The organism is Sulfurospirillum multivorans DSM 12446 (genome assembly GCF_000568815.1).
Taxonomy (GTDB): Bacteria; Campylobacterota; Campylobacteria; order Campylobacterales; family Sulfurospirillaceae; genus Sulfurospirillum; species Sulfurospirillum multivorans.
Genome location: NZ_CP007201.1, coordinates 1603081 through 1627198, shown reverse-complemented (window position 1 = coordinate 1627198; position 24118 = coordinate 1603081). Strand labels below are relative to the sequence as shown.

The 24118-nt window shown below is 42.0% G+C and carries 25 protein-coding genes, 1 tRNA gene and 1 pseudogene; 26 read left to right on the top strand and 1 reads right to left on the bottom strand.

Annotated features, from left to right (window positions below; translation table 11 throughout):
- Positions 1-72: 72 nt before the first annotated feature.
- From SMUL_RS08345 to SMUL_RS17250, 15 genes are all read left to right on the top strand, one after another.
- A complete protein-coding gene (locus SMUL_RS08345) occupies positions 73-1434 on the top strand; it encodes an anaerobic C4-dicarboxylate transporter (RefSeq protein ID WP_025344808.1) in 1362 nt (453 codons plus the stop codon).
- A 211-nt stretch (positions 1435-1645) separates the two neighbouring features.
- Positions 1646-2497, top strand: a complete 852-nt coding sequence (locus tag SMUL_RS08340; RefSeq protein ID WP_025344807.1) for a fumarate hydratase — start codon at positions 1646-1648, stop codon at positions 2495-2497.
- A gap of 10 nt (positions 2498-2507) precedes the next feature.
- Positions 2508-3068: a Fe-S-containing hydro-lyase gene (locus SMUL_RS08335; protein ID WP_025344806.1), complete on the top strand. Its 561-nt coding sequence runs from the start codon at positions 2508-2510 to the stop codon at positions 3066-3068.
- Positions 3069-3271: 203 nt separating this feature from the next.
- Positions 3272-4531, top strand: coding sequence for a lactate racemase domain-containing protein (locus SMUL_RS08330; protein ID WP_025344805.1), 1260 nt, complete (start codon positions 3272-3274; stop codon positions 4529-4531).
- A gap of 14 nt (positions 4532-4545) precedes the next feature.
- The gene (gene larC, locus SMUL_RS08325) at positions 4546-5733 is read left to right on the top strand and encodes a nickel pincer cofactor biosynthesis protein LarC (RefSeq protein WP_025344804.1); all 1188 of its coding nucleotides are present in this window, start codon (positions 4546-4548) and stop codon (positions 5731-5733) included.
- On the top strand, positions 5726-6529 hold the full coding sequence (larE, locus tag SMUL_RS08320) for an ATP-dependent sacrificial sulfur transferase LarE (protein ID WP_025344803.1): 804 nt from the start codon (positions 5726-5728) through the stop codon (positions 6527-6529). The genes larC and larE overlap by 8 nt, the downstream gene beginning before the upstream one ends.
- Positions 6530-6531: 2 nt before the next feature.
- Positions 6532-7278 (top strand): nickel pincer cofactor biosynthesis protein LarB, encoded by a 747-nt coding sequence (gene larB / locus SMUL_RS08315; protein WP_025344802.1) that lies wholly within the window; start codon positions 6532-6534, stop codon positions 7276-7278.
- 197 nt (positions 7279-7475) lie between these two features.
- Positions 7476-7931: a DUF134 domain-containing protein gene (locus SMUL_RS08310; protein ID WP_025344801.1), complete on the top strand. Its 456-nt coding sequence runs from the start codon at positions 7476-7478 to the stop codon at positions 7929-7931.
- Between the two features lie 25 nt (positions 7932-7956).
- Positions 7957-8214: a hypothetical protein gene (locus SMUL_RS08305; protein ID WP_025344800.1), complete on the top strand. Its 258-nt coding sequence runs from the start codon at positions 7957-7959 to the stop codon at positions 8212-8214.
- Positions 8211-9080, top strand: coding sequence for a nucleotide-binding protein (locus tag SMUL_RS08300; protein WP_025344799.1), 870 nt, complete (start codon positions 8211-8213; stop codon positions 9078-9080). The genes SMUL_RS08305 and SMUL_RS08300 overlap by 4 nt, the downstream gene beginning before the upstream one ends.
- Positions 9077-9955 carry an ATP-binding protein gene (locus tag SMUL_RS08295; protein ID WP_025344798.1) on the top strand — a complete coding sequence of 293 codons (879 nt, stop codon included), beginning with the start codon at positions 9077-9079 and terminating at the stop codon, positions 9953-9955. Before SMUL_RS08300 ends, SMUL_RS08295 begins: the two co-directional genes overlap by 4 nt.
- Positions 9956-10303, top strand: a complete 348-nt coding sequence (locus tag SMUL_RS08290) for a NifB/NifX family molybdenum-iron cluster-binding protein (protein WP_025344797.1) — start codon at positions 9956-9958, stop codon at positions 10301-10303.
- Positions 10304-10450: 147 nt separating this feature from the next.
- Entirely contained in the window at positions 10451-10819 is a 369-nt protein-coding gene (locus SMUL_RS08285; RefSeq protein WP_025344796.1) for a NifB/NifX family molybdenum-iron cluster-binding protein, read from the top strand.
- 266 nt (positions 10820-11085) lie between these two features.
- Positions 11086-11301: a DUF3185 family protein gene (locus tag SMUL_RS08280; RefSeq protein ID WP_025344795.1), complete on the top strand. Its 216-nt coding sequence runs from the start codon at positions 11086-11088 to the stop codon at positions 11299-11301.
- A 12-nt stretch (positions 11302-11313) separates the two neighbouring features.
- Positions 11314-11475, top strand: a complete 162-nt coding sequence (locus SMUL_RS17250) for a hypothetical protein (RefSeq protein ID WP_169730524.1) — start codon at positions 11314-11316, stop codon at positions 11473-11475.
- A gap of 16 nt (positions 11476-11491) precedes the next feature.
- Here SMUL_RS17250 and SMUL_RS08275 read toward each other — a convergent pair whose 3' ends face one another.
- Positions 11492-13393, bottom strand: coding sequence for a PilZ domain-containing protein (locus SMUL_RS08275; RefSeq protein ID WP_025344794.1), 1902 nt, complete (start codon positions 13391-13393; stop codon positions 11492-11494).
- Positions 13394-13496: 103 nt separating this feature from the next.
- Here SMUL_RS08275 and murA point away from each other — a divergent pair, with 103 nt between their 5' ends.
- From murA to cysE, 11 genes and pseudogenes are all read left to right on the top strand, one after another.
- Positions 13497-14765 carry a UDP-N-acetylglucosamine 1-carboxyvinyltransferase gene (murA, locus tag SMUL_RS08270; protein WP_025344793.1) on the top strand — a complete coding sequence of 423 codons (1269 nt, stop codon included), beginning with the start codon at positions 13497-13499 and terminating at the stop codon, positions 14763-14765.
- A gap of 3 nt (positions 14766-14768) precedes the next feature.
- Positions 14769-15965: a molybdopterin molybdotransferase MoeA gene (locus SMUL_RS08265; RefSeq protein WP_025344792.1), complete on the top strand. Its 1197-nt coding sequence runs from the start codon at positions 14769-14771 to the stop codon at positions 15963-15965.
- An 804-nt stretch (positions 15966-16769) separates the two neighbouring features.
- Positions 16770-17480, top strand: a pseudogene (locus tag SMUL_RS17810) (methyl-accepting chemotaxis protein); the annotation flags it as partial.
- Between the two features lie 327 nt (positions 17481-17807).
- Positions 17808-17882: transfer RNA gene (locus tag SMUL_RS08255), tRNA-Gly, on the top strand.
- Between the two features lie 152 nt (positions 17883-18034).
- Entirely contained in the window at positions 18035-18772 is a 738-nt protein-coding gene (flgA, locus tag SMUL_RS16970) for a flagellar basal body P-ring formation chaperone FlgA (protein WP_025344790.1), read from the top strand.
- Positions 18769-19296 carry a UbiX family flavin prenyltransferase gene (locus SMUL_RS08245; protein WP_025344789.1) on the top strand — a complete coding sequence of 176 codons (528 nt, stop codon included), beginning with the start codon at positions 18769-18771 and terminating at the stop codon, positions 19294-19296. The genes flgA and SMUL_RS08245 overlap by 4 nt, the downstream gene beginning before the upstream one ends.
- Positions 19293-19775, top strand: a complete 483-nt coding sequence (coaD, locus tag SMUL_RS08240; protein WP_025344788.1) for a pantetheine-phosphate adenylyltransferase — start codon at positions 19293-19295, stop codon at positions 19773-19775. Before SMUL_RS08245 ends, coaD begins: the two co-directional genes overlap by 4 nt.
- Positions 19766-20350 (top strand): dTMP kinase, encoded by a 585-nt coding sequence (gene tmk, locus SMUL_RS08235; protein WP_025344787.1) that lies wholly within the window; start codon positions 19766-19768, stop codon positions 20348-20350. Before coaD ends, tmk begins: the two co-directional genes overlap by 10 nt.
- Positions 20343-21551, top strand: a complete 1209-nt coding sequence (gene hisS / locus SMUL_RS08230) for a histidine--tRNA ligase (RefSeq protein ID WP_025344786.1) — start codon at positions 20343-20345, stop codon at positions 21549-21551. The genes tmk and hisS overlap by 8 nt, the downstream gene beginning before the upstream one ends.
- 11 nt (positions 21552-21562) lie before the next feature.
- Positions 21563-23407, top strand: a complete 1845-nt coding sequence (gene speA / locus SMUL_RS08225) for a biosynthetic arginine decarboxylase (protein ID WP_025344785.1) — start codon at positions 21563-21565, stop codon at positions 23405-23407.
- Positions 23404-24117, top strand: a complete 714-nt coding sequence (gene cysE / locus SMUL_RS08220) for a serine O-acetyltransferase (RefSeq protein WP_025344784.1) — start codon at positions 23404-23406, stop codon at positions 24115-24117. The genes speA and cysE overlap by 4 nt, the downstream gene beginning before the upstream one ends.
- The last annotated feature ends 1 nt before the right edge of the window (position 24118 follow it).

Below are 24118 nucleotides of genomic sequence, written 5' to 3'. Positions count from 1 at the left end.
ATGCTACCTGAAAATTATATTTTAGCTCTAAGTTAAAGTTAAAATATAAAAAATTATCTCAAAGGGGTTTTCATGTCAAGCATGTTTTGGATACAGTTGCTTGTAGTACTAGCTATCTTGTTCTTTGCAGCAAGAAAAAGTGGTATAGCACTCGGTCTTATTGGCGGTATTGGTGTTATTATTTTCGTATTTGGTTTTGGTTTGGCACCAGGTAAGCCACCGATTGCTGTTATGCTCGTTATGCTTTCTGTCGTCTGTGCAGGTGCGGCTCTTCAAGCGTCTGGTGGTTTGGATGTTATGTTACAACAAGCGGAAAAATTACTCAGAAAACATCCTCGTTATGTTACGATTTTGGCACCGCTTACAACCATCGTTTTAACCTTCCTTTGTGGTACAGGTCACGTTGTTTATACATTGCTTCCTATTATCTATGATATCTCTATCAAAACAGGTAATAGACCAGAACGTGCCATGGCAGCAAGTACAATTGCCGCTCAAATGGGTATTATGATTTCTCCAGCATCGGTTGCGGTTGTTTCTATGATCGCACTTATGAAAGGACACCCTTTAGTTAATGGTCAAGATCTTGGTTTGATTCAACTCCTTCAAATTACGATGCCTTCAGCATTGATCGGTGTTCTAGTGGTTGGTTTTGTCAGTATGTTCAGAGGTAAAGACTTGGATAAAGATCCTGAATTCCAAGAGCTTATCAAAGATCCTGAAGCTAAAAAATATGTTTATGGTTCAACGGCTACTTTAATCGGTAAAGAATTTACAGGTAAACAATACGCTTCTGTATGGTTATTCCTTGGTACCATTGCACTGATTGCCATCCTTGGTATGTTCCCTTCATTGGTTCCAACCTTTACCATTAAAGGTAAATTAACACCTCTTTCAATGGTTGATGCTATCCAAATGTTTATGTTAGCAGCAGCAGCTCTTATCTATATCGTCGCTGATCTTAAATCAAAAACACTTGTTGAGAGTGACGTTTTCAAAGCTGGTATGACTGCGGTTATCGCTGTTTTTGGTATCGCTTGGATGACTTCAACAATGTTTGGTGCGCACACAGCAGATATTAAAGCAAGCATGGGTGATCTTGTAAAAGTCTATCCATGGGCATATGCGATTGTTTTGATCCTTATCTCTAAACTCATCAACTCACAAGCAGCGGCTGTTTCAGCTATGGTTCCTATCGCTCTTGCAGTGGGTGTAGCACCAGGTATGATCGCTGCGTTTGCTGCGGCAGCTTATGGTTACTGGATTCTTCCAACCTACCCAAGCGACATTGCAGCCCTTGCATTTGATCGTGCCGGTACAACTAAAATCGGTAAATTCGTTATCAATCACAGCTTTATCTTACCAGGCTTTGTGGGTGTAACGACTGCATGTTGTTGTGGTTTCTTGTTTGCAAAACTTTACGGTTTGATCTAACATAATCCCTTTTCTGCCCCGATATTTGGGGCAGAAGCTTTTGGAGATCTTTACATGTAAAGATCTCTAGAGGTGCTCCCCTTTTAATGTAAACTCAACTAAGCACCTCTACCCCATCATTTTGGGTAGAAGATGATAAAATTGATTTCAGGTACTTTTTAAGTGCTTAAAATCAGTTTTAACCAAAAACCAACTTTTTCGGAGAGGTAAAATGAGAGAAATCAAGTACGAAGAGATCGTCAAGAGTGTAAAGGATATGATCCTTTTCAGCGCAACCAACTTGCCAAAAGATGCTTACAAAGCATTGGAAGATGCCTATAAAAATGAGAAAAGTGAAGTCTGTAAACAAGTGTTGAAGCAGATTTTGGAAAATGCAGACATCGCCAAAAATGAAGAGAGACCTTTGTGTCAAGATACAGGCTTAGCCGTCTTCTTTGTCAAAGTCGGCGAAGATGTTAAAGTGGTTGGCGGTAGCTTGAAAAAAGCGATCAACGAGGGAACAGAACAAGGGTATAAAGAGGGCTATTTAAGAGCGTCTACCTGTCATTGGGACACACGTGCTAACCTTAAAGACGAAGTCGGTTACAACCTTCCTGCGATCATCCATTTCGACCTTGTTGAAGGCGATAGCTTAGACATTGAGTATGCTGCAAAAGGTGGCGGTTCTGAGAACGTCTCTCGTGCAACCGTATTTCCTCCTGCAAAAGGAAGAAAAGGTATTATCGAATACGTTAAACAAGTGATTTCAGACGCTGGTCCAAATCCTTGTCCTCCACTCACTGTGGGTGTTGGTATTGGTGGAACCTTTGAAAAAGCGGTAATTTCTTCTAAACATGCACTTTTCAGAGAGCTTGGAAGCAAAAATGCAGATCCTGTTTTAGAATCAATGGAAGAAGAGTTAATGGTACTTCTTAACAACTTAGGTATCGGTGCTATGGGTATGGGTGGAACGAATACGGTTCTTGGTGTTCACATCGAGAAAAACCCTTGCCATATTGCGAGCTTGCCAGTGAGCGTTAACGTTCAATGCCACAGTTCACGTCACATGCATATCAAGCTATAAGGAGACTATCATGAGCAAAACATATCATTTAACAGCACCACTCAGTGACGCAGATATTACACCATTAAAAGCGGGCGACATTGTCTATTTAACCGGTGTTGTTTATACAGCACGTGACGCAGCACACAAAAAATTGGTTGATCTTTTAGATGCAGGTCAAGCCCTTCCTTTTGACATGAAAGGTGCGGTGATTTATTTCGTTGGACCAACGCCGCCAAAACCGGGCGATCCAATCGGAAGTGCGGGTCCAACAACTTCTTACAGAATGGATTCCTACTCTCCAAAACTTATCAATGAGCAAGGTCTTAAAGGTATGATTGGTAAAGGTAAACGAAGTCAAGAAGTTCTTGATGCATGTGTTAACTCTAAAGCCATTTACTTTGGTGCAACGGGTGGTGCGGGTGCACTTCTTGCGCGTCAAATCAAAAGTGCTGAAGTGATTGCCTACCCAGAACTAGGCCCTGAAGCGATTCGTAGACTCGAAGTCGTTGACTTCCCTTTGACCGTTATCAACGATACGTATGGTGCCGATCTTTATAAAATTGGTCGCGCACAATACGAAGTATTTTAGGTTACAGTTTGCGTTACGATGTGAGGGCTCATTAGCTCTCGCATCTTTTTTTGATCGAAAATTTTTATTAAAACGTGTTTGATTTTTTTGGATTCACTCGTTTCGATAAATATTTTTCCAGAGTTCTAAACGGTGATAAAATATCACATATATCTGTTTGCGAAAACGCATAAATAAAATTAAGTAAAAAAGAAGGATGCCCAATGAAGGTCAGTGTTGGTTATGGCAGGGATGAAACATTTGAATTAGAGATTAGCGAGAAACAACTGGTGGGTGTTTATAACCCCAATAGTGTTTCTAAAATTGACTACAATCAAGCACTTGATGAAGCACTTGTTCAGCCTCTTGGCAAAGAGAGTTTTGATCATTTTATCGATACCGATGAGCGCATCGTCTTCATTGTCAATGATGGCACGCGCCCTACTCCAACGCGTAAAGTGCTCGCACGAATTTATCCGAAAATTAAAGAAAAAGATATTTATTTTATCGTGGCAACGGGCTGTCATAGAGCGCCAAGCGAAGAAGAGTGGCATTTTATCTTGGGCAAAGAGATCTATGAAGATTTACATGTAAAGAATCGTCTCTGGAGCCACGACTCACGCAAGGATGCGATGGTTTATCTTGGAAAATCCACCAATGGCACAGAGATGTACCTCAATAAAATCGTCGCCGAAGCGAAAAAAGTCTGCGCGATCGGCTCTGTAGAACCGCACTATTTTGCTGGCTATACGGGTGGTCGCAAAGCCTTTTTACCCGGTGTCGCAGCATTTGAGACGATTGAGCAAAATCACCTTTTAGCGCTTCATCCCAATGCTCAAGCACTCTCTTTAAAAGGGAATCCTGTGCATGAAGATATGATGGACGCGATGAAAGTGTTAACGCACATTGATGTCTTTGCGATTATGACCGTTTTGGACAGCGATCATGACATTTGTGCCGTAACAGCAGGTGACTTGAGTGACTCCTTTTACGCTGCGATTGATAAAGCCGATGAAGTTTTTTGTGTGAATATCCCTCAAAAAGCAGACATCGTCATCTCTGTCGCGCCCTATCCTATGGACATTGACCTCTATCAGTCTCAAAAAGCACTTGATAATGGTAAACTTGCGCTTAAAGACAAAGGCATTCTCATTATGGTTGCGAAGTGTCGTACAGGAATTGGTGAAGAGGGATTCTTTAATCTGATGAGTTCAGCCCACTGTCCACAAGAAGTGCTCAATAAAATCAAATGTGGTTACAAACTAGGCTACCATAAAGCAGCTAAAATGGCAGAGATCAACCTTTGGGCGCAAAGTTGGGCGGTCAGCGAACTGAGCGATGAAGAGATGAAAGCGGTGCATCTAAAACCGTATCATGATTTACATGTAGCTTTGGCGGATGCCATCAAAGAAAAAGGTGAAAATGCAAGCATCATCGTGCTTCCTTTTGGTTCGATCACCGTTCCTAAAGTTGTGAGTAATTAAGTTCAAGGATAAATATGAGAGTTCTCTACTACGACTGCTTTAGCGGTATCAGCGGCGATATGAATCTAGGAGCTCTCTTGGATTTGGGTGTCGATGAAGCGCATTTAAGGCAAGAACTCTTCAAGCTCTCTTTGGATGCTGCCTTTGAATTGGTGGTTGAAAAAGCCAGTAAAATGGGCATTAGCGGCACCAAAGTGACGGTCAAACTCACCCCTCAATGGCACGCACATCCGCATACTCATGAACATCGAACTTTCAAAAGTATCGAAGCGATCATCAATGCCAGTACGCTGGCTCAAAGCATCAAAGAGCGAAGTTTAAAGATGTTTTGGACAGTCGCTTTAGCGGAGGGGAAAATCCACGGTAAAGAGCCTTATGACGTTGGTTTTCACGAAGTCGGTGCGATTGACTCTATCGTCGATATTGTGGGCGCTTCCATCTGTTTAGAAGCTTTACATGTAAAGAAAATTATCGCTTCCAAAATTGAGCTAGGCGGTGGGTTTGTCACCTGCGCGCATGGCACACTTCCTGTGCCTGCTCCTGCGACAGTGGAAATTCTTCAAAACGTACCTGTTACCTTAAATCGCGTTCCTTTTGAGACAACAACACCCACCGGTGCGGCCATTCTCAAAGCCAATGTCAATGCGTATGAAGCCAAACCCTCTTTGGTGATTGAGAAAATCGGGTATGGCATCGGGCATAAGGATTTTAGTATCCCCAATGTTTTGCGTGTCTATTTAGGTGAGGAAGATGAAAGCGTGGACGAAGAGGTTATTTTAGAGACAAATATAGACGATATGAGCCCTGAAATACTCTCTTATGTGCAAGAGCGACTGTTTGAATTGGGTGTGAAAGATGTCTATACGACCGCCATTACGACCAAGAAAAACCGAATGGGCGTGAAGCTCAGCGTCTTAGTCGGTCTGGACAAAGAGGCTGAGGCGAAGCGCATTATCTTTTCGGAGACAACCTCCATCGGTCTTAGACGTTCGTTGGTTCAAAAAATTGCGTTGGAGCGTAACGTTTTACATGTAAAAACGCCTTACGGTGAAATCAGCGTTAAATGTGCCTATTTTGAGGGAAAACGCGTGAAATACAAAGCCGAATACGAAGAGTGCAAAAAAGCCGCACGTGAGTATAATGTCTCCATAGCATTGGTCTATGAGAGTGTCACTTTAGCGATGGGAAAAGAAAATGTATAAAAAATACGAACGTTTAGTGGAAATTATCGGCTCTTACGACAGCCTTGTGGTCGCTTTTTCGGGTGGTGTTGACAGCAGTTTTTTGCTCAAAGCGGCGCATGATGTTTTGGGTGAAAAAGCCATCGGTATTACGGCTTCAACGCCGTATATTGCGGATTGGGAAGTTAAAGATGCGATTTGCATCGCCGATGAGATCGGTGCACGTCATGAAGTCGTTGAAAAACCTTGGATCGAAGCAATTCGTGAGAACCCAAAAAACCGATGTTACCTCTGCAAACACGCCCTCTTCTCCTCTTTACTTGAAGTAGCACACCAAAAAGGTTTCAGCGCTGTCGCTGAGGGAAGCAATGTCGATGACACCAAAGAGTACCGACCTGGTCGTGTGGCACTAGGAGAGCTTGGCATCAAAACACCCCTTCTCGATGCAGGTCTAACCAAAGATGAGATACGCGCCCTTTCCAAAGATATGGAGCTCTCCACATGGGATAAACCTTCCTATGCGTGCTTGTTGACGCGGTTTCCTTACGGTAAAACGATCGATGAAACAGCACTGGGCATGGTAGGAATGGCTGAGGGCTACATGATAGAACAAGGCTATGGCAACATACGCGTGCGCTATGAAGAGGGTTTGGCAAGGATTGAAATGCCACAATCGCATGCAATTCATCTTTTAAAAGACCAACGATTGAGCGAAATGTGTGCTTATTTCAAGTCGCTAGGCTTTTTACATGTAACGCTTGATCTTGAAGGCTATCGACACAATTCTGTTGCAGAATCACTTAGTTTGAGAGCCTAACCATGTGTGGACAAAGCATTGAAAAACTTTTAGAAGCCGTTCAAAACGGCGAAGTCAGCGTTGCTGACGCACTCCAAAAGATCAAAGCACAACCCTTTGAAGAGTTAGACTTTGCCAAAATCGACCATCATCGGGGAGTTCGTTTGGGCTATCCCGAAGTGATTTACGGTGAGCGCAAAACACCCGATCAGATCGCTCAAATTACCCAAAAATTGCTCGATCGTGACAATAACATTCTCATCACTCGCGCCAATGAAGCGGCGTATCAAGCCGTTCAAAGCATCGCACCTGAAGCCAAGTACAATGTGATGGGACGAACCATCACCATCGAGCGCGAGATCACGACACCACCTCCCAGTTACATCGCCATTGTCGCGGCAGGAACGTCCGATCTGTACGTGGTCGAAGAAGCCTATGAGACAGCTCGCATCTTGGGCAATCACGTCAAAAAAATAGTCGATGTGGGCGTGGCGGGAATTCACCGTCTGTTTGCACACTTAGAGGTCATCCAAAACGCCAAAGTGGTCATCGTCATCGCTGGCATGGAAGGAGCTCTTGCAAGTGTCATCGGAGGCTTGGTCGATAAACCCGTCATCGCTGTTCCCACCAGTGTCGGCTACGGTGCTAGTTTCGGAGGCATCGCAGCGCTTCTGTCCATGCTCAACAGCTGTGCGAGTGGTGTCAGTGTCGTCAACATCGACAACGGCTTTGGCGCAGCGTATAACGCGAGTATTATCAACCATCTCTAAAAGGGATTTTCCCTTTCTTCTTTTGTTTATTCTATCACATTGTACCATCTTTTAATATGAACATATGTCAATAATAATCTTTACATGTAAAACAATTTTTCTCTCTTTTATTCCCTAAAATATTTTGAGCAATGTCTTGACATTATGCACATAAGTGTATTATAATGTTTGCATCTTATAAGAAAACAGGATGTTCAATGGCTAGAAATCCAAAAGAGCGTTTAGTGAGTCACCCTCCTTTGTTTACCACCTTTAAACCTGCAGGCATTGGTGGTATGAAGTTAGAAACGGTGATATTGGAGCTTGACGAATATGAGGCTATTCGATTGGCTGATTATGAAGGTCTTGAGCATGAGCAAGCGGCTGAGGCGATGGGAATTTCACGCTCTACGTTTACACGACTGGTAGAGCGTGCGCGTAAAAAATTGGCTTCAATGTTAATCGATGGGTTAAAACTCATGATTGATGGTGGAAGTATTCATTTTAAAGAAAATATGTATCAATGTCTTGATTGTCACCATTTTTTTAAATCAACAATTCACGAAGAGAAAGAGAAGTGTCCTCTGTGTCATTCTGAGCACTTAGTTGATTTTGCAAAAGGCTTTGGGCATGGAAGATGTTGTCATAAAAAAGCACGTAAAAATGAATGCTAACGTTTAAAAAAAATAGGAGTTTACAATGTTCGGAAAAACAAATCGTAACCAATGCGGTAACGGTAATGGAAATAGAAGAGGTATGAATGGCAATGGCAATCATGGTGGACGTAACCATGGTGGTGCATTTGGAGAGGGAGGTTTTTGTGTCTGCTCCAAATGCGGCGCAAAAATTGCTCATGAACGAGGGGTTAAATGCACCACGCAAAAATGCCCATCATGTGGGCACACACTGGTAAGAGAAGAACTTTTACACGCTAAAGAAAGTGTCATTCAAGCATGAAAATAGCCATTGCAAGTGGCAAAGGTGGAACGGGTAAAACAACCCTTTCCACCAATCTTGCCATGTTTTTAGGCGAAAGCGAATCGGTTGTACTGGTTGATTTAGATGTCGAAGAGCCCAATTCCCATCTTTTTCTCAAGAGCGAACTCTTGAGGAAGGAAGATAAAATGAAGATGATTCCTCGTTGGGAAAGCGGTTCGTGTACGCTGTGCAACGAGTGTGTTGAGCTGTGTAATTTTCATGCGCTCATTTGCCTTGGCAATGAAATTTTGATTTTTCCCAATTTATGCCATAGCTGTTATGCGTGTTCTGAGTTATGCCCGACCCACTCACTTCCTATGGAAGCTCAAAAGATGGGAGAATTAAGCCACTTTTTAGCACACCCCATAGAGTTTGTGGAAGGTCGTTTAAACATAGGCGAAGAACAAGCTGTATCGTTAATCGCACAGACAAAAAAATATGTTGAAAAGCATTTTTATGATGAGACTATTACATTGTATGATTCGCCTCCAGGTACATCGTGCCCTGTCATTGAGTCCATTAAAGATGCGGATTTTGTGATTTTAGTGACCGAACCTACCCCTTTTGGTTTGCACGATTTAACCCTTGCGGTTGAAACAACACGAGCGTTGGGTAAAAAATTTGGCGTGGTTATCAACCGTTATGGCATGGGTGATGATGCTGTGGAGACGTATTGTCAAAACGAAAATATTGCTATCCTTGCTAAAATTCCGCATTTGCTTGAAATTGCGCAATGTTATTCTGCGGGAAAATTGATTTATCCAGAGGTTGATTCTTTTAAACAAGCTTTGGAAGAAATTGCCACTTTTATCAAAACACTTTCACAAGAAGAGGTGGTGCAATGAAAGAGATTGTGGTTATCTCAGGAAAAGGCGGAACAGGCAAAACGTCTATTACCGCAGCACTTGCGAGCTTAGCACAGCAGTCATGTGTTGTTGTGGATTGTGATGTGGATGCGGCGGATATGCACCTTTTATTGCAACCTGATTTTGCACACAAAGAAGATTTTTACAGTGGGCAAGTTGCGAAGATTGATGAAATGTTATGCCGAAATTGCGGACGATGTGCGGATGTGTGTCGTTTTGATGCGATTGGCTTTAAAGAGGGACATTATGTTATTGATGAGCTTTTATGCGAGGGATGCGGTTACTGTGCCAGGGTTTGCCGACCCAGTGCCATTGAGATGCGTGAGCGCCTTGTGGGAGCGTGGTACACGTCAAAGACAAAATACGGCAGTGACATGGTGCATGCAAAACTCAGCATTGGGGCTGAAAATTCTGGCAAGTTGGTTGCCAAAGTGAAAAAAGAGGGAAAAGCGATGGCGCTTGCTCAGCATAAATCACTCATGATTGTAGATGGCTCCCCTGGTATAGGCTGTCCTGTGGTCTCTTCTTTGAGTGGTGCGAACTTTGTTTTGCTGGTAACCGAGCCAACACTCTCAGGGCTTCATGATTTAAAAAGAGTCTATGAAGTGGTCAAACGATTTCGCATAAAAGCGGGTTGCATCATCAATAAATCCGACCTTAATGCAACGGTTTGCGCCCAAATAGAGGAGTTTTTAGAGGAAGAGGCTATTTTACATGTAAAGAATATTCCTTATACGAAAGCGTTTTCTCACGCTATGATTCAGGGTCAAACGGTGAGTGAATACAGCGATCCTGAACTAAAAAGATTACTTGAAGAGAGTTTTGAAACCATTAAACAAACATTAGGAGTTTAAATGACACTAGCCTTTACAACCAAAGAGCCCTCATGGGATTCTATGATGGAAGCACGATTTGGGCGTGCTGAATATGTTGTCATGTACGATGAGCAAAGTGGTGGTATCACTATTCATAATAACGCGGACATTGCAAATCAAGAGCACGGAGCAGGTCCCAAAATGGCTCAAGCAATGGCTGATTTGAAAGCAGATGTAATTATCACGGGTAATGGACCTGGTGCTAATGCACTTGCCGTACTTGAGAAGATGGGAACAACGATATTTGTAGGTGCTGGTGAGTTAACGGTTAGTAATGCGTATAAAGCTTATCAAGAAAATAGGCTTGAGAAATTGAGTTCACACTAAAAAGAGTGTGGCAAAATGTAAAAGTACCAAAGGTGCGTGGGCTTTCCGCCGAGGAAAACACAGCGTTAGTGTAGCCTTTAAAGCAAAGCTTTAAAGGCGTGTTCAGAGTTTTGCAAAAACTCAAATAATAGATATAAAGGATACGTTATGATGATAGTATTTCCAACCATGAAAGAAGACGGACTGAAAGCAAAACGCGGTGCTCACTTTGGTAGAGCCAATTTTTACACCCTTGTGAATGTAGAAGATGGCATGGTTAAAGAGGTAAGTGTTCACAAAAATCCAGGACATGTTACAGGAGGATGTGCGGATGCAGTTGCAAACATACAATCTTTAGGTGCCGATAAACTGGTTGTTTCAGGCATAGGTGGCGAGCCTTTGAAAAAGTTTTTGGCTGCCAATATTGATGTCTTTTTTGATGACAAAAATGAAAACCTTGAAGATTCTCTTCATGATTTTTTAGCAGGTAAAACGGCCAAAATAGACCCTAACCACAGCTGTAACCATAAACATTAAAAATCACCCTGCTCTTTTGGAAGATTTAGCGTTAGAAAAGGTAATACACCTGATTCTAACGCTTTTAGAAACTTCTATACTGTAAAAAACTCAACTTCTACCTCAAAAAATTAACTCATTTTAATGGTTCAACAGGAAATAAAACAAAGGATAAATAAAGCTATTTTAAAATCTAAATCTTACGACATCAAACAAGAAATATTGATGTATAGTGTAGTTAACTGCAATGTACATCATTTCAGTTTCTTTAAATACAGGAGTTTACTATGCAAGCAAATTTTGGCTCTTCTAGCAAAATCATTGGTCTTATTCTGGTCGTTCTAGGGATTGGTTTTGCCGTATGGGGATTTCAGATGTCGGGTTCTGTTGGTTCGCAAGTAACCCAAGCTGTGACAGGTGCCGATACCGATAAAGTCATGACCTATTATATTTTTGGTGCTATCAGTTTTGTGGTTGGCATCTATCTTTTCCTTAAAAAGTAAAAAGGATTTACAATGAAAAAAAGTTTACTATTTCTAATGCTTCTGTTTGTGGCATTTCTGGCGAGTGGTTGTGAGACGTGGCGTGGTGTCAAACAAGACACGTCTGATGGTGCTCAGTGGAGCAAGGAAAAGGTCAATGATGGGGCTAAATACATCGAGAAAAAAACCGACTAACGTTTACATGTAAAGCTCAATTATATGCTTTAGTTGCCTTTTTGATCTCAAAAATCAGCTCTTTTTGGCGGTTATACATGTAACGAAGCAAATAGTCATCATACGGTTTTGGAAGGTTCCCGAGCAAGACGACGATTTTTGTGGCGTCATCTTTTTGCGAAATGTAGGTAACTTTTGCCTCAATGTCCATAATGACGTAGCCATTTTCGCCCTCTTCGTTGGGCAGGGAAAAATTGAGGCGGACTTTTTGGTTGAGCATCTCCTCTTCGCGGAACGATTTGCCGACTTTCATCGCAATCGAAGTGACCGAAATGTCGAGAATGTCTCCTTGGGCGGATGAGCGTTGGGCGTATTTGATGAGCACGGGTGTTCGGATGCTGGTTTGAACGCGTGTGTGTTGCCTACTGTTAGCACTGCTTGGCATAAACGAGAGATTTCGAATAACCACAAACGAGCGTTTAATGTCAACCAACGAGACCTCTGCTTTGATGTCTTTGGGGAAGTTTGGCGCTTGTAAAACCGTCTCTTTTTCGATCTGCATCGCGTAACCTTGGAGGTTTTCGCAACTCATCTGATAGCTGTCTTCCGCCATTTTCTGAATGAATGATATGGTGTTGATGCAAAGCCCTTTGTAGATATTGAGCAGTTTGATCGGAATTTTGTTATTGACACAGTTGTGCATAAGGTACGCAATCTGCTCTTGCTCTTCGATGACATTATCGAGGTACTCTAACTCAAAATATTTGATCTTTTCAATGTCGTGTGGCAGAAGTGTTTTGGTATTGATCTTTTCGATATAGTCGATGACAACATTAAGATCATCGGATTCCACATGAAATGCAGAAGTCAAAATAATTGGCGTAATTTTTTCATTGATGGTGGCTCGAATCAACTCTTGCTGTAGGTGTTTCGTCTGCTCGCATGCATGTTCAAAACTTCGCTCTTCTCCCATTAAAATATAGAGATTGGGGCTCCATTGGATGACATCTTGGTTCTCTTCTTTGAGTTGAAACAGTTTGAGCATCAAGTTTTTAAAGGCGTCATAAAGCGTTGTGCTCGTGAAGGTTTTGCTCAGTTTGTCAAGGTTGGAGATGTTAATAAACACCAATGAAATAGGCGCTTGTGTCACACTTTGTTGTGCTAAACGGTCTTTGAGCTTGTCGACAAAATCAAAACGGTTTAAAATGGACGAGCAATTTTTGGTCTCACTCTCAGGATCGTAATTGATGAGTGTCACGATCTTTTCGCTACTTTGCGGAAACGATTTGATGATGCACAGATAGACCTCTTTGTCAGCCGAAGCCGTTTCGATGACGATGCTTCCTTGCGCATCTTCATCTCCTTTGAGCGCTTCACAGAGCTCTTCGTCACGGTTTAGTTTGGCTTGAAGGGCAGTAAGATCATTGGTCTCATAAAGCATTTTCGCTTTGGCGTTAGCATAGGTGAGCGTTTCGCCTTGAAAGACGAGAAAAGGGAAAAAGTGTTCTATCTTTTTTTCCAGTTCAATTTTTTGGAACGTGTAGAGTTTGTCATCAAGTTTGTTGGCATTTTTTGAGAAGATGGAAAAGAGGAGATTTTCTTCATTTTTCAGAGGCAAAACATCGGTAATGCCAAAGTGCAGTGCAAATTTAAGCAAAAGTCTATTTTCCACATCATCGGCGAAAATATAGGCAATAATTGGCTTATGTTTGGCAAAAAGACTGACCAGAAGTTTGAGTTTGTCTTTGCTGCTTTCGCCTATTTCGATAAAAAGTATGTCTGCCATCGGAATGGTTTTAAGATCTTTTGCAAGATCAAACGATTGAAATGAGGTGTGTTCTTTTTTGGCGCGACTCAAAATGGTGAGTTTTTCTTCGTCAAAATAGAGGTGAGCGATAGAAAGATAGCGCGTTTCATGCAAAAACTGTTCTAAAAGCATCCAAATTCCTCACAATCATAGTAATCCAAATTCTACCCAAATTCATAGAAAATTTAATCATTTTTTAACTACAATACTTTAATATTTAAAAAGGAACAGACGAATGATGTATTATTTAGCGATCAAAGGGAAACAAAAACTTAGCGGAACGGTTCTGATTTCAGGAGCAAAAAATGCCGCACTGCCCCTTTTAGCGTTAACCCTCCTCTCAAAACGAACGATTACGATTTCAAATATGCCTCAAGTTGCCGATGTCAAAACACTTTTACAACTGCTGACAAACCTAGGTGCAAGCTTTACATGTAAAGATAAAAATGTGGTAGAAGTCAATGCCACAACGGTCAATTCTGCGTGTGCAAACTATGACATCGTGCGTAAAATGCGCGCTTCCATCTTAACGCTTGGACCTCTTTTAGCACGTTTTGGACACTGCGAAGTTTCATTACCAGGTGGTTGCGCCATTGGTCAGCGACCGATTGATCTTCACTTAAAAGCGTTGGAACAAATGGGCGCGGAGATCGAGATCAAGCAAGGGTATGTTTTAGCCAAAGCGCCTAAAGGACTCAAAGGTGCTACGATCATTTTTGATAAAGTCACCGTAACAGGCAGTGAAAATATCATCATGGCAGCAGCCTTGGCGCATGGAACGACCACACTTGTCAACGTCGCCAAAGAGCCCGAAGTGGTTCAAGTGTGCGAAGTGTTAGCCGAAGCTGGGGTCAGCATCGAAGGCATTGGCTCTTCAAAGCTGATTATACAAGGTAGTGGTGGAAAACTTTTGGATATTCCTGATTTTAGCGTGATTCCTGATCGTATTGAGGCGGGAACGTATTTGTGCGCAGGAGCGATTACAAAGTCAAAAATTACCCTTAAAAACGTCAATCCACGACACCTCGATGCGGTGATCTTAAAATTAGAACAGATGGGCTTTAAGATCGATGAAAAAGACGATACGCTCACCCTTCATCCTGCGGAGAAAATCACCCCTTCTGATATTGAAACTTCCGAATACCCAGGCTTTCCAACCGATCTTCAAGCACAATTTATGGCACTGTGTACCCAAGCAAAAGGAACGAGCATCATCGATGAGCGTCTGTTTGAAAACCGCTTTATGCACGTCAGTGAGCTTTCGCGTATGGGTGCGAACATCAAACTCAAAGGGCACAGTGCAACCGTTGAGGGCAAAGCAAAACTGAATGCGGCTGATGTCATGGCAACCGATCTTCGCGCAAGTTCGGCGCTTATTTTAGCAGCCCTCGTGGCGGATGGAACGACAAAAATTCACAGAATTTATCACTTGGATCGTGGGTATGAAGATTTGGAAGGTAAATTCTCCAAACTCGGTGCGCACATCGAAAGGCTTGAGGAGTAAACCATGGGCAATGAGCATGTAGTTAGTTTTGATGAGGCGATGCGTTTAAGTGAAGATCTTGCTCGCACAAAGCCCCATCACGAGTGGGTCAGTGTCTTTGAAGCACTGGGTCGTACTCTTGCGTGTGAGATTATATGTAAGAAAAATCTCCCCTCTTACAACAACGCTGCCTTGGATGGGTTTGCTTTCAAATACCAAGAAGGTTTGAGTGAACTTGCTATTAAAACAACGATTTTAGCAGGCAGTGTGGTTGAGCCATGTTTGAGTAACAATGAGTGCTATAAAATCATGACGGGTGCGAAAGTTCCAAGCGATGCGGATACGATTATCCCTTTTGAAGATTGCCTCTCGTACGATGAGCACAACATTGTTCTCTCGCCCAATGTTAAAAAAGGTAATGCCCTTCGTCTCAAAGGCGAAGAAGAGCGTGTGGGCGCTTCGTTACTCAGCGAAGGCACCTGCTTAACGTCACGTGATATTGCTCTGCTTGCATCGCAAGGCATTAGCATGGTTGAAGTCTATAAAAAGCTTTCCATTGCCGTTTTTTCAACGGGCGATGAGCTCAAATCGCCTTGGGAAAATGCCACTGAAGATGAAATTTATGACATTAATGCACTCTCTTTAATTGCGCTTTTGGCAGAACATGGCTTTGTGGCGCATTATTGTGGCGTTATTCCCGATCATTTAGAAGCGGCAACGGACTACTTTGCGCGCATGAAACAGTACGATGTCCTTGTCACCAGTGGCGGTGTGAGCAGAGGCGAGGCGGACTTTGTGGAACGAGCTCTTTTGAAAAATGGTTTTGAAGCTTCGTTTCATGGCATCAACATCAAACCTGGAAAACCCACCATGATGGGTAAAATGGGTAAAACCATCGTCGCTTCCATGCCAGGAAATCCTCTGGCGGCGTATGTCAATGCCTTTTTGTTTCTGATCCCTTTACTGAAAAAGCTACAAGGTCAAAAAAAGTTTAACTTTGAACCTAGTTATGCACAAAATGCTGAGCCTTTTAAAGTCAAATCAGGTCGTGTCAATCTTGTTTTAGGAACCTTCGTGGACGGAAAATTTCACGTATTTGGCGCTAACAAATATGGATCAGGCATGGTAAAACCCCTTGTTCAGAGCAATGCGTTATGGATCAGTGACGAAAGTATTGGAAGTGTTGCAGAAAATGTACCGATAGCTATTTTCGTATTTTAGAAATATATGTTACGATTAAATATTACTTATTTTTAGTTAGTTTAAAAAACTTGACCTTATGAATCTTTTTTGGATACTATTGCTACACAAAATTTGAAAGTGCTCTGGTAAAGGTGTGTAATGTTTAACGAAATAAAGATTTCGACGAAGCTTCTTTTTATCTCGATTGTAACGGTTCTTGGTTTAATTATTCTCTCATATATCAGTATCAATTCAAGTCTTATTGGTAAAAATTCGCTGGAAACCATTTATCAAAAAAATGTCATTCCCGATAGTGAAATTACGCTTGCTCATAATACCTTTGAGATGATATTAAACGATCTTATTCATGTCACCAGCGAGTTTTTACCCACAGGACAGGCGAAAGATCATCTTCCCGTGATTGAAAAAGAGCTCAAAGAGTTTTTTGAAAAAGCACTTGTGAGTGATTTTTATGCTGAGCCAACGTTGAAACAAAATCTTCATGAGGCGTATGAACGCTATAACCAAAAAATCGCTCCCAAATTTAAACGTATCCATGAACTTTATGTCAAAGACAATCGTGAAGACATCGGTGATATGGCGGTTGAAATCGAGACAGATTGTAAGTATATCTCCCAACGTTTTGATAACATTTCACACTTCACAACACAGCGAGTGAAGGATATTAGCCTGCAAATCGGTGCCAAACTAAACAACAATCTTTATTTGGTCATCGTGATCTCTTCGCTTGTTTTAGTGGTTACATCCACACTTTTACTCGCTATTACGCGCTATATTGTCAAACGTATCGCTCGTATTGGTGATCACCTTTCAGACATCACAAAAGATTTAGCACTCAATCGCCCTATCGAGATTTCAAACAAAGATGAAATAGGACATATCAGCGAAAATCTCAACACCCTACTCTTCACGCTTCAGCAAGCATTGATCAAAGCAAAAAGGACGATGGCGGCAAACTCTCAAACGAATAAAAGCATGCAAACGTTTGCACAGACCATCACCAGTGTTGCCCAAAATCAAGATCGTATTGTGGATAATGTTAAAAAATTGACGTCACAAATCAACCAAGAGTTGCAAGAGTCTCGCGACATCTCTGAAACCTCTGCTGCGTATATGAAAGAAGATTATACGATGTTGGATCAAATGATTGTGACCCTTGATTCTATCGTTGAGAGCATTAATCAAGTTAGCCAAGATGAACAGCATATCTCAACCCAAATGCACGACCTCTCCGAGCAGACACGCCAAATTCGCTCAGTGTTAGAGATGATCAAAGATATCGCCGATCAGACCAATTTACTAGCCCTCAATGCCGCCATTGAAGCAGCCAGAGCGGGAGAGCATGGACGTGGGTTTGCCGTGGTTGCTGATGAAGTACGAAAGCTGGCTGAGCGAACCCAAAAATCACTTTCAGAGATCGATGTAACCATCAGTGTGGTCATTCAAAGTGTCTCAAGTGCAAGCGATAATATCAAAGAGAACAGCCAAAAAGTGGTTGATTTGAATGAAAATGCTATCAAAATTTCGACTTTGGCAAATGAAACCAAAGAAAAAACAGCGAAAAGTTTAGAAATCACGAATATTGCCTATGAAAAAACATTAAGCATCACCAAAGAGATCGACCATCTTACGCAAGGGGTTGAAGAAGCGACAGGACTTGCGCATGAAAATAAAAAGATTGCCGATGAATTGATGAGCGTTTCCAGCAGTTTAAATCTCTCAACCGCAGAGTTGGAGCAAGAAATTACGATTTTCAAGGTATAAAAAGCTCTTCTAAGCCCTTTAAAATCTATTTGTGCTACAATTATTTCAAAATAGATTGACACAAAGGGTTTTTTTTGGTAGAATTCCGTCCGTTTTGCGGGAATAGCTCAGTGGTAGAGCACGACCTTGCCAAGGTCGGGGTCGCGAGTTCGAACCTCGTTTCCCGCTCCATTTTAATCCTACTTCTTTTTATCACCTCCCTTTTTTCACAACCTCTTTATATTGATAAGACCTATTGCATTGAACAAGACACGCTTAGAGCCTCTTTTTTTGGCTATCAAAGCAGTGATGATCCCATTATTGTTACCATTCCAACAGGGCGTATGCACTATACCGTTTCTACCAATACGTTACGCACAGCCTTTAACGACCTCAATGCGACCATTATTGATAGCAGCGATGGTGTTGTGATTTTTAGGCGCCACTGTTCGCTTATGGGTAAAGCAGATGCAATGACTGAGCTCTTTTTGAAAAAATTTCAAGAAACCTCTCCTTTCGTAAGAATTGATGAAAAACCGCGTATCTCCATTAAAACCTCCCTGCCTACCGATTTTGAACGTTATGAGCTTGTTGATATTTCAATCTCCGATGCTATGCTTAAGAAAAACAGTGGCTCCTTTGTGGCTGTTTTTAAAGTAGGTGATCGAGAGAAAAAGCTCTATTTTGCTTATGAGATGAATGCGAAAGTGATGGTGTTTAAAGCAAAACATAATTTGCTTAACGGTAAAATCCTCACAAACGATGACTACGAGAGTGTTTGGGAGAGTTTAGATGCCCTTCCAAACCGTGTGATTACCAATGAAATACCTCAAAATGCTGTGATCAAAAACGGTGTTAAAGAAGGTCAGATTTTGACGGATTTTCATCTGGATATTAAAAAAATGCTGAGTAGAAAAGCGAGTATCAAAGCGCTACTAAAAGAGGAAGGGTTGGTCATAGAAGTGCAAGCTACCCTTTTAGAAGACGGCAATATAGGTGATGTTGTCAAAATCAGAACAGAACAAGGCAAAATTTTGAGTGCAAAAATCCTATCACCCTATGAAGTGATTATCCTCGAATGAAACGTATCATTGTCGGCATTAGCGGTGCCAGTGGTGTTGAGCTTGGGCTTGCCTTTATCAAGGCACTTCCAAGTGATATTGAAAAGTACGTTATTATCTCCGATCATGCCAAAATCGTTCTCGCAAAAGAGGCCAATACTTTTTTGCTGGATGATGAAAACATTGGAGCCATTACAGCTTCGGGTTCGTTTCAAACAGACGCTATGGCGATTATCCCGTGTAGTATGAACACGCTGGCTAAAATAACGCATGGCATTGCCGACAATCTTCTTACGCGTACTGCTTCGGTGATGATTAAAGAGAAGCGCCCTCTTCTTTTGGCTCCTCGCGAAATGCCTTTTTCAGCGATTGCTTTAGAAAATATGCTCAAACTTTCCATGCTTGGTATCCATATCGCACCTCCAATCTTGGGTTATTACGCCAAGGCGTCAAGCCTTGAAGCGATGGAAAATTTCTTGATTGGCAAATGGTTTGATCTTTTAGGGATTGAACACAACCTGTTTCAACGTTGGGAGGGAGCATGAGAGTCGCAATTTACCCAGGAACCTTTGATCCTATCACCAATGGACATATGGATGTCATTAAACGTGCGCAAAAGCTTTTCGACAAAGTCTTGGTTGCCGTAGCACTTTCGGAAGAAAAACGCCCCGTTTTTGACATCACCACGCGTGTCGAGATGGTGCAAGCCGCCATTAAAGATATGCAAGGTGTGGAAGTGGAGCCTTTTGATAACCTTTTGGTCAGTTTTTCAAAAGAGAAAGATATTCGCGTGATGATACGAGGACTACGTGCTGTAAGCGATTTTGAATTTGAGCTCCAAATGGGTTATGCCAATGCCTCGTTGTGGAGTGAAATTGAGACAGTTTACTTAATGCCCAGTCTTAAAAATGCGTTTATTAGCTCCTCTGTGGTACGCTCCATCGCAAAACACGGCGGGAATGTTTCGCATTTAGTCCCTCCTATGGTTTTACCTTATTTACAAAGTAGATTTACATGTATGTGATTTTCGAAGGCATTGATACAACGGGTAAAAGTACCCAAGTGGCACTGTTTGCTGAGCGTTATAAAACAGTCTTAGCGACCAAAGAGCCCGGTGGAACGCCCACAGGCTTGAAATTTCGTGAAATGTTATTGGGTGGAGCGCTGAAAAGCTCTTTTAACGCAGAGCTTTTTTTGTTTTTAGCTGATCGGGCTTTGCATTACGACCGTGTTGTCAAACCTGCGCGCAATGAGCGCTTGGTCATCAGCGATCGTGGCTTTTTATCGGGGATTGCGTATGCGTGTGCCAATCATGCAGAGGTGGATGGCGAGTTATTGCTTGCGATGAACCGCTTAGCCCTACAAGAGTCTTACCCTGAAAAAATCGTACTTTTTCTCACAAATAAGACACTGATGAGTGAACGCATGGGCGCAAAAGAGCACGATGCCATTGAAGAGCGCGGTGTAAGCTATTTGTTACGGATTCAAGATATAATGCGTCGCGTTGTTAAAACCTTGCCGATTCAGGTCTTGGAAGTCGATGCTTCACACGAAATTGAGATGATTTATAAACAGATTGAGGATTTTTTAAATGATTAATGCTTTACGTGGAATGAAAGATACCCTCTCGCCACACAGTGAAATATATCTTTATATGATTAAAACCTGTTCACGCATTGCGGAGCAGTATGGCTTTTCGTTTGTCGAGACGCCTATTTTAGAAGAGACCGCACTTTTTAAACGCAGTGTGGGTGAGAGCAGTGATATTGTCGGTAAAGAGATGTATCAGTTCATCGACAAAGGTGAAAACGACGTCTGCTTGCGCCCTGAAGGTACGGCAGGAGTTGTACGAGCGTTTATTCAGCAAAAATACGACAAAGCGGGTGAAAAACGACGCTTCTTTTACCATGGACCGATGTTTCGCTATGAAAGGCCTCAAAAAGGTCGCTTGAGACAATTTCACCAATTTGGTGCGGAGAGTTTTGGCGAAAGCGATGTCAGAGAAGATGCAACGATTATCTTGATGCTTAAAGCGATGTTTGAAGCGCTTGGCATTGGGTTTACACTGGAAATCAACTCTTTGGGCTGCCCTTCGTGTATGCCTCAGTACCGCACAACACTGGTTCAATTTTTAGAGACGCGTGAGGGTTTATGCGAAGATTGTGAAAGACGAAAACTGACCAATCCGATTCGCGTGCTGGATTGTAAAAACGAACACTGTAAAGTTTTGCTTGCGGATGCACCACTTATAATTGATCATTTATGCGTTACATGTAAAGATGATTTTGCAACATTAAAGTCAATTTTAGACCAATTTGGCGTTGCTTACATGGTCAATCCAAAGCTGGTTCGTGGGCTTGATTATTACTCCAAAACGGCGTTTGAATTTGTAAGCAATGAAATTGGGGCGCAAAGTGCTATCGCTGGCGGTGGCAGATACGATCGTTTGGTGGAGTTTTTAGATGGTAAGGCAACGCCTGCTGTTGGCTTTGCAATGGGCATCGAGCGTTTGATGGAACTGGTCAAGATGCCTGAAACTGGACGTGAGGGCTACTACATCGCTGCACTTTGCGATGAGGCGAAAGAGATCGTCTTTAAGTTAGTTGATGAAAAACGCAAAACGGAGAAAGTTTTGACCTCGTATGAGTCAAAATCACTTAAAAATCATCTTAAAATCGCCGATAAATTATATGTAAAATTTTGTGTATGTATTGGTGAAGACGAGCTTGCGAAGCAGAGTGTTTGGGTGAAAGATCTTGAGAGTAAAGAAGAAAAAATTATCAATATGGCACATTTTTAAGGAGCAAAACATTGGACTACGGAATCAAAACATGGGGAAACGATAACTTTTTTATCGAAGACGGTAAGGTAAAAGTGAACACAGGCTGTGAGCCTTCTTTGATAGAGATCATTCAAGAGATACGCAAAGATGGTATCCGTGGTCCTATTTTACTTCGATTTCCACATCTGATTCAAAAACAGATCCGTATGATTTACAAAAGTTTTGCTGATGCAAAAAAAGAGTTTGGATACGAAGGCAATTTTAGTGCGGTCTACCCTCTTAAGGTCAATCAATTTCCCAATTTTGTCAAAAACCTTGTCACTTTAGGGCAAAAATATCATTATGGGCTAGAAGCTGGTAGTAAAGCAGAGCTGATTTTAGCAATGGCGTACAACAATCCAGATGCTCCGATCACCGTGAATGGTTTTAAAGACAATGAAATGATCTCGTTAGGGTTTATTGCCGCAGAGATGGGTCATAACATCACGCTTACGATTGAAGGGCTGAATGAGCTTGAGAGTATTATCTCTATTGCTAAAGATCGTTTTGGATGTGTGCCTAATATTGGTTTGCGCATTCGTCTTCATAGCTCAGGCATTGGTATTTGGGCGAAGAGTGGCGGCATTAACTCCAAGTTTGGTTTGACTTCTACCGAGCTTTTAGAAGCGGTTAATATGCTTCGTGATGCCAATTTGCTTGAAAAATTTACGATGATTCATTTTCATATCGGATCGCAAATTACCGACATTGCTCCTTTGAAAAAAGCACTTAGGGAAGCGGGGAATATTTACGCCGAACTCTGTCGCATGGGTGCAACCCATCTTCGAGCGATCAATCTAGGCGGCGGTTTGGCGGTTGAATACTCTCAACATAAAACAACGTTACATAAAAACTATACCTTAAGCGAGTATGCCAACGATGTTGTCTATCTGCTCAAAGATATTGCAACCCAAAAAGGGGTTCATGAACCTGACATTTTCATCGAATCAGGACGTTTTGTCGCCGCTCACCATGCCGTACTTATTGCGCCTGTTTTGGAGCTCTTCTCGCAAGAGTACACCGATCAAAAACTCAGACCCAAAGAGATCAATCCTCCTCTTGTGCAAGAACTGTACGATCTTTTAGGTACGATGAACCGTAAAAATGCGCTTGAATTTTTACACGATAGTATCGATCACATGGAGTCATTATTGACCCTATTTGATTTGGGGTATATTGACCTTCAAGATCGCTCCAATACGGAGATTTTGGTTAATCTGATCATCAAAAAAGCGGTCGGTTTGGTTGCCGATAAAAAACTCAGTGAGATACTAGACATTCAAGATCGTGTGCAAGAGCGCTACTTGGTTAACTTCTCACTCTTCCAGAGTTTGCCTGATTTTTGGGGTATTGGTCAAACGTTTCCTGTTATGCCTTTGGATCGTTTGGATGAAGTCCCAACACGTTCAGCCTCTTTGTGGGACATCACGTGCGATAGCGATGGCGAGATAGGTTTTAACACCGAAACACCACTTTTCTTGCACGATGTTGACATTAAAAACCGTGACTATTTCTTAGGCTTTTTCTTAGTGGGGGCTTATCAAGAAGTATTGGGTATGAAACACAACCTCTTTACTCATCCAACTGAGGCTACTATTATTATCGACGACGATGGCTATGCGATTGAAAATATCTTGGAATCGCAAAGCATTAGTGATATTTTAGAAGATCTTGATTACGACATTAAAGAGGTTCAAGAAAATCTTAATGATCGCATTGAGGCGTCTGACATCATCAGTGAAAAAGAGAAAAAACACATTTTAGGTGAGATTTACCTCTTCTTAAATGACAACGGCTATCTTAAAACGATTAACAATGAGGATAATTCGCAATGAACTCTGTCTCCTTGTGGGAAAAAATTAAAGAAGATTTTTCCCAACCGATTCTGCATGACCCCGCTATCAACTCGAAAGTAGAGCTTTTTTTTAACTACCCAGGGGTTTGGGCTTTGGCTAATTACCGCATTGCGCATGCGTTACATGTAAAGGGTTTTAAAACGCTTGCGCGCGCACTCATGGGCATTTCGCAGATTATCACTAACACTGACATTCACCCTGCGTGCACCATTGGTCGCCGTGTCTTTATCGATCATGCGTTTGGTGTCGTCATCGGTGAGACGGCGATTGTGGGTGATGATGTTTTGATTTATCAAGGCGTTACACTTGGTGGTGTGAGTCTAGAGCGTGGCGTTAAACGTCATCCAACCATTGGCAATCATACGGTTATTGGCTCAGGTGCTAAAATCTTAGGCGATATTACCATCGGTGAAAACTGCCGTATTGGTTCTAATTCCGTTGTGGTCAAAAGCATCCCCGATGACTCAACAGCGGTGGGTTTGCCTGCTCGTATCATTGATAAAGGGCGCGACAAAAACCCTATGGCACACAACAAAATCCCCGACATCAACAAAGAGCTTTTCATCTATATGTTCAAACGCATCAAGATTTTAGAAGAAGCGGTCTTAACCACCAACAAAGATCTCAAAATCAAAGATGACGAACTTGAAGCCATTTATAAATGCTATTTAGAATCCGTTAAAGAGTAAA